The organism is Bifidobacterium sp. (assembly GCF_050874245.1).
In the GTDB taxonomy this organism is placed as follows: domain Bacteria; phylum Actinomycetota; class Actinomycetes; order Actinomycetales; family Bifidobacteriaceae; genus Bifidobacterium.
Window position 1 is genome coordinate 1 of record NZ_JBNMKH010000086.1, and the last position, 6,798, is coordinate 6,798.

A 6,798-nucleotide genomic window follows, 5' to 3' on the forward strand; every position below is an offset into this window, starting at 1 on the left:
CCCAGCCTGGCAGCCAAGGTGTCACCGTGCCGCTGCTCGCCACGCAGCTGCTGTGGATCAACCTGCTTACCGACGCAGCTCCGGCGCTCGCCATGGGTGTCGACCCGTCCACCGACGACGTGATGTCGCGCAAGCCGCGCCGGCTCACCGATCGCGTGATCGACGGACAGATGTGGGGCGACATCATCTTCATCGGCATCATCATGGCGGCAGTCACGCTGGTCGGCATGGACATGCACCTCGCCGGAGGTCTGTTCACCGACCGTTCCGTGGACGCCATCGGACATGACGCGCAGATGACGGAGGCGCGCACCATGGGCTTCACCATCCTCGTGTTCGCGCAGATGCTCAACGCGTTGTGCTCGCGTTCGCACGACCAGTCGGTGTTCGTGGGACTGTTCGCCAACAAGTGGCTGTGGGGCGCGATCGCGCTGTCCGCGCTGCTGCAGGTGGCGGTGATCTACGTGCCGTTCCTCAACACCGCGTTCGGCACCGTGCCCCTGTCCGCGGGCGCGTGGATCGAATGCCTCGGCCTGGCGATGATCGTGCTCGTCGCGTCCGAACTGCGTAAATGCGTGCTTCGCGCGATGCATCGGCGGTAGATTCCGCCCGATATTCGCAACCCGCCTGAATTTCCCCGTAATTACCCCAAAGTGCGGTAGGCTAAATGGTGCAGCAGCCTAGTTGAATTGGGGGGGGTGGACATGGAGCAGTCCGGGCAAGCACAGGCGGAATCGATTGGAACAAGCGGGGTTCCTGCCGATTTGAAACAGGAGAATCGCGATTTCCGCCGGCAGGTGTTGAGCATCGCCGTTCCGGCATCCCTGCAGACCGTATTGCAGGTGGCGGTGCTCAGCATCACCGACACGCTGATGGTGGGTCAGCTTGGCAGTGTGTCGGTCGCGGCGGCCGGCCTTGCATCGAAGGTGGTGAGCAGCTATACGACGCTGCTCGCCGCCGTATCGACGGTGGCCGGCATCATGATCGCGCAGGCGATGGGCGGCAACAACAAGCAGAAGGTATCCCGCAGCTTCACCCTTAATATCGCATTTGGCCTGGGCTTGTCGCTGGTGTTCTACATCGCGTCCGTCGTATTTCCCATGCAGGTGGCCGGCATCTATACGAACGATGCCGGGACGCAGCACGCCGCCGCGCAATATCTCAGCGTCATCGGATGGAGCTATTTCCCTGTGGCGATAGTGACGTTGTTGGCTGCGCTGTTCCGTTGCATGGACCATGCCAAGACGGCGCTGTATGTCAGCATCGTGGCGACCGTGCTCAATATCGTGTTCACCTACCTGTTCGTCTTCGGAAGCCCCATCACGCCGAAGATGGGCGTGGCCGGCGCGGCGATGGGCACGACGATCGCCGAGACGGTCTCCTGCCTCGTTGGCCTCGTCTTCTACGTGGTGCTGACCCGCAGGTATGGTATGCGTGTCTCTCCGGACCTGCATGTGCACTGGAATGAGCTCAAACGATTCTTCGCCATGATCGTGCCGTCGGTGATGGGCTGCGTTTCCTGGGTGATCGCCGACAACGTGTATGCGGCCTTCTATGGCAACATGGGTACGAAAAGCTATGCTGCGGTCGCGCTTGTTGGTCCTGTGCAGATGATCACGGTGGGATTGTTCACCGGCATGTCCGTGGCTGCGGGTGTCATCGTGGCCAAGACGATCGGACAGGAGCGTTACGACCTCGCCTACCGCGACGCGAAGCGTTTCGTGATACTGTCCATCGTCTTCGCGGTGGTGCTGGGGCTGATTTATGTGCTGTTGCGCGCACCGTACGTCACCATATTCAACGTCGAGCCTGACGTGCGTGCGATCGCGCAGCAACTGATCGTGGTGTGGGCCGTGTTCCTTCCCGTGCGCATACTCAACAGCATCGTCGGCGGCAATATCCTGCGGTCCGGTGGCGACACCAAGACGATGATGTGCGTCGACACCGCCAGCACCTGGCTGATCGGCATTCCACTGGCCTTCATATCTGTGCGCGTGCTGGGACTGTCGATCGTGATGGTCAACGTGATCGTCGCCTTCGAGGAAGTGGTCAGACTGGTCATCTCGTTGATCGTGCTCGGACGCAAACGGTGGATGTACGCCTCGCGCAACGCCTCGCGTGCCGCCGAAAAGGACGCTTCGCAGACGAAGGATTGATCGGTTCATGGCGGACGATCATCGCAACCAACTTATTCAAGGTGAGGAGTAGCCAATGTTGTGTATTCATCGTCGTACGGTGACGTGGTGCGATCGCCGGCAACTGACCGCACGGTACGTCTACCAGTATTTCTCCGACATCGCCCATATGCGTGACATCATCATGGTGCATGACGGGGAGCGTTTCAGCATGAGCCTCGCGGCGGAGGAGGTGTATTCGCTTCCCGGCGTCGATGGCATCCAAGCCTTCATCGAAAGCAAGGCGAACACGGCCGCCGTGATTCCGTCGACAGACATGTTCGACGACGCCCGTGCCTTGCTCGCCCACAATCCGGCGGTGCGTTCGCTGCCGGTGATCGACCCTTCCGCTCCGGTCGACACCACTTCCACCGGCATGGATTTCATCGTCGACGTGAACATCCCCGGCATCGGCCTGGACATGGTTCGTTACATACGCAATATGGAATTGCAGGGCACGCTCCGCGATTGCTTCCGCGCCGACTGCGATGACACGCTGGAGCTCGGCTCGTTGAACGAGCTCAATTACCAGCTGTATCTGCTGGGCAAGGAAATCGGTGTGAAAACGGTGCTGCACGGCACGCGGTGGAGCGATTATCTGGGTGTGGAAAGCCTGCATGAGCGCGATTACGAGCGTGGTTTCAGCTTTGAGGACTATCTGAACCGCAACGCCCGTTGGACGTACGATGCGGTGAGCGAGCTTTGGGCCGCGCATGTCGTGTACAAGGCCTCCTGCTATCGCGGATTGGTCGAACGGCTGCATGCGCAGGGCGTGCCGGTGGCGTGCTGCAATATCGACGCCGGCCGTGTGGCCGATACCCCGGAAACCACCAGTCTGCTGCATAAGCTGATGTATTCGATCGACCTGCTTGCCACGCCGGTCGGCGACCTGTACTTCAAGCCTGCCATCTACAACTGCTCTCCGGCGGAATTCGCGCGCCGGATGGAATCGCGTTCGCCGATCCGTCCGCTCGGCTCCGGCCCGCGCAACCTGTACCTGCTCGGCCCTTGCACGATCGGCGCCGACAACAATTTCGAAGGCGACCGCATGTTCGAAGTGCTGGCCCGCAAACTCGAGGATGCCGGGATCGGCTACCGTGTCGTACCGGTGCTGATCGGCGTGGATGCGCCGAACGATTTCAATGAGCTGCTGTCCCGTGATATTCAGTCGGACGATCTGGTACTGATCCTCGACCATGTGGACGAAGCCACCCGGCGGATGGTGGGGGAGCGGCGTTGCGTGGACGCGACCAAGGTGTTCGACGCATGCTCTGACACGGACTGGCTGTTCACCGATACCCGCTTCCACACCACCGCGCACGGCAACCGGGTGTTGGCAGAGGCGATGATGGACCGATTGATCGTCCCAGCATGGGGCGAACATCCCGCGCATACGCTGGCGCATGCCGCTGAACGCAGGGCATACCATCTGACGCCACGGCATCGCCGCGAACTGCGGGAGTATCTGGACCGTTACCAGGATCTGAAGGTGTCGCCGCAGGACGGGCTTACGGTCGGTTCCATCTCCATGAACGCCAACCCGTTCACCAAAGGCCACCGTCATCTGGTGGAATACGCGGCGTCTCGCGTGGATCGTCTGCTCGTATTCGTGGTGGAGGAGAACGCTTCGGCCATTTCGTTCCACGACCGGTATGAGATGGTCCGCCGTGGCTGCGCGGATCTGTCGAATGTGGTCGTGCTGCCTTCGGGCAGCGTGCAGCACACTCTGCTGACGATGCCCGATTATTTCCGCAAGGAGACGATTGATTCGACGGAGGAAGGCAGTTTCTGGCGGGACGTGTACGTGTTCACGCATGAGATCGCGCCATATTTCGGCATCACCAAGCGGTTCCTCGGAAAGGAGCCGACCGATCCGGTCACGGCGGAATACAACCGGGAGCTTGCCGCCGCGTTGCCTGAATGCGGCATGGAGGCGGTCATCATCGACCGCAAGGGGGTCGAAGGCGTGCCGATTTCGGGCACCGCCGTGCGCGAGGCCGCCAAAAAGCACGACTGGGCCGCGTTGGAGCCGTTGGTGCCGGCCACGACGTTTGAATACCTCAAGGAGCATGCCGACACGATGTTCTCGCAGGAACGGTCGCGTCGCGCCACCAAGGCCGGCTTATAGCGTCGCCGCGTTAGACTGGACAGCGGTTGACGGGCGCGCGTCGGATTGTCGCGCGCCCGCCGTCATGACGATTGTTTTTGGCGATGTTTGGAGGAATTTCGATGCTGCTGTCCGATCGCGACATTCTCGCCGCACAGGCCGACGGTCACATCTCACTCGATCCGTGGACCCCGGAAATGGTGCAGCCGGCGTCGATCGACGTGCGATTGGACCGTTTCTTCCGTCTGTTCAACAACCATGCGTACACGTATGTGGATCCCGCCGAGAACCAGGGCGAACTGACCGAACAGTTCGAAGTCAAGTCGGACGAGCCGTGGATCCTGCATCCGGGCGAGTTCGCACTCGGCTCCACGTGGGAGTATGTGAAGCTCGACGCGACGATCGCCGCGCGTCTTGAGGGCAAAAGCTCGCTCGGCCGCCTCGGCATCCTCACCCACTCCACCGCGGGCTTCATCGACCCGGGCTTCGAAGGCCATATCACGCTGGAGCTGTCCAATGTGTCGACGCTGCCGGTGAAGCTGTGGCCGGGTATGAAGATCGGCCAGATGTGCTTCTTCCAGCTGAGCTCGCCCGCCGAGCATCCGTACGGTTCCGCCGGCACCGGCTCACACTATCAGGGACAGCGCGGACCGACCCCGAGCCGCTCCTACGTGAACTTCTACAAGGCCGACGTCACCGACTGATCCGATCACAGAATCCCCGGCGCGATGTCATGCGCGGCGAGCCATCCGCGCAGGTCGCTGAATTCGTCGAGGCTGACGGAATGGTCGAGTCCGCGATAGCTTTTCGCGGTGAGGAACGTGTGCTCGTCCAGCCAGGCGCTCATGGCGAAAAGCTCCGGCTTGGCAATCACCGTGTCGCTGTTGCCGTAACCGAAGAACGTGGGAATGTTGAGCGGTGCGATACGGTCGTCGGCCGGCGCGGTGCCACGGACGATTCCCGGCGCGAGGAAACCGGACAGCGAAATCGCCGCACGGTAGCGTTCCGGATGCACGCGCAGCAGATGAATCGCCAGCAAACCGCCTTGTGAAAAGCCGATCGGCACGACGGCACGGTTTTCGGGAACGTTCTGCGACACCCAAGTGTCGATCGCCGTGGCCGCTGCGAACGCGTCACGGTCGAGGTCCTCGCCGGTCGGCACGCAATCGTGGAACCAGGAATACGCGCCCGGAGCGAACGTGCCGGCCGCCTGCAAAGTCAACGGCGCACGCAGCGACGCGTAATCGTTGTACGGCGCTATGTATCGCATCATATCGGCCAGATCGGCCTCGTTCGACCCCCAGCCGTGCAGGCACAGGAACAGCGGACGATTCGGCGCCGCGTTGCCTCCGCCGCGAGAATACTGGACGCGCGTCACCTGCAACGGTTCGCCGAAACGTCCCGGCACCACGTCCGATTCGCGTCCGACCAGCTCCGTCCCATTGCCATCCGTGTCATTGCCTGCGTTTTGCGGAATTTCGTTTTCGATTGCGTCGCTCATACCTTCCCAATATAGCGTGCGTCGATTGCGTGGAAGGACTGCCCCGTGCATGGAAAGATTGTCCGGAAAAAAGAAGACCCCCGGTGGGATTGGCCACCGGGGGAGAGAAAGGAGAGAGAAGAAGAAAGGGTTCAATTGTCGGGAACTGTTGTGTTCCTGGTCGGCTCGTTGTGCTGACAATTCATATATAAACACCCGATGCTGGGCACATGTCTGGTGTTTTCTGAAAACTTCCTGAAAATCCGACAATGGCTTTGGTCAGGTGTGATTTCGGCTGGGTGTGATTCCAGCCGAACACGGTTTTCCAGCTGAACACGGTTTTTGGTTGGATGTGGTCCCGGCCGCTGCGTGCGGTTTCGGACGCAGCGGCCTCCGCCACGCGATCCAAACGCCGGAAATCGAAAACGTCAGATCTGCGCGTCGGCGTCCACGCTCATCACATACACGTTGCGTCGCAGCTGCTTGCTCTGCGCGCGCGTGATGTCGCCTGCTTCGTACATGTCCTGGATCACGCCCAGCTCGATGCCGTAGCTTTCGCGCTTGACCTCCTCGGCCTGTTCCTGCGCTTCGGCGCTGATGCCCATATTCGGCCGCGCCCGCAACGCGGACTCGCTGCGCCGGTAGTCCAGCAGCAGCCCGGAGCAGTGCTCGGTGTTGTACGTGCTGCGTCCCATCTCCTCATACAGCCGGTCGATCACATGCTCGATCGCATCCACCTGGACCGCCCGCGTATGCGCGAACAACTCATCGTCGCTGAACAGCGGCGTCGTGCGCCTGATACGGCTGTTCACACGCTTCACCAACGTGCCCATGCGCCGCTGCAGCGCCTTGTACCGGCCTTTGACGCGCCAAATCATGCGGCCGGAATTATGCGCGGTCTCGATGTGGCGCAGCGAGCTCATGATCTGGTCGAGCAGGCGCTCGCAGGCTTCGGCCTCCAGATCGTTCGCGGCGCGGTTCTCGGTCGGATTCGCCTTGATCGCCGCGCGCACGCCCGCCAGACGGTTCTTGACGTA

Annotated in this window: 5 protein-coding genes and 1 pseudogene; 4 read left to right on the top strand and 2 right to left on the bottom strand. The window is 61.4% G+C overall.

From position 1 onward, the window contains the following. The 4 genes from ACR0P8_RS08090 to dcd all read left to right on the top strand — a co-directional run. Window positions 1-602, top strand: a 602-nt coding sequence (locus ACR0P8_RS08090) for a cation transporting ATPase C-terminal domain-containing protein (protein WP_432624594.1), incomplete at its 5' end; no start/stop codon positions are given. A 102-nt stretch (window positions 603-704) separates the two neighbouring features. Beyond that, complete coding sequence (locus tag ACR0P8_RS08095) at window positions 705-2,156, top strand: MATE family efflux transporter (RefSeq protein ID WP_432624595.1); 1,452 nt, start codon at window positions 705-707, stop codon at window positions 2,154-2,156. Window positions 2,157-2,211: 55 nt separating this feature from the next. Then, entirely contained in the window at window positions 2,212-4,302 is a 2,091-nt protein-coding gene (locus ACR0P8_RS08100) for a hypothetical protein (RefSeq protein WP_432624596.1), read from the top strand. 101 nt (window positions 4,303-4,403) lie between these two features. Next, the gene (dcd, locus tag ACR0P8_RS08105; RefSeq protein ID WP_432624597.1) at window positions 4,404-4,985 is read left to right on the top strand and encodes a dCTP deaminase; all 582 of its coding nucleotides are present in this window, start codon (window positions 4,404-4,406) and stop codon (window positions 4,983-4,985) included. A gap of 5 nt (window positions 4,986-4,990) precedes the next feature. On the opposite strand, the gene ACR0P8_RS08110 is transcribed toward dcd, so the two are convergent. After that, window positions 4,991-5,782, bottom strand: coding sequence for an alpha/beta hydrolase (locus ACR0P8_RS08110; RefSeq protein WP_432624598.1), 792 nt, complete (start codon window positions 5,780-5,782; stop codon window positions 4,991-4,993). A gap of 407 nt (window positions 5,783-6,189) precedes the next feature. Then, window positions 6,190-6,798, bottom strand: a pseudogene (locus ACR0P8_RS08115) (sodium:proton antiporter); the annotation flags it as partial.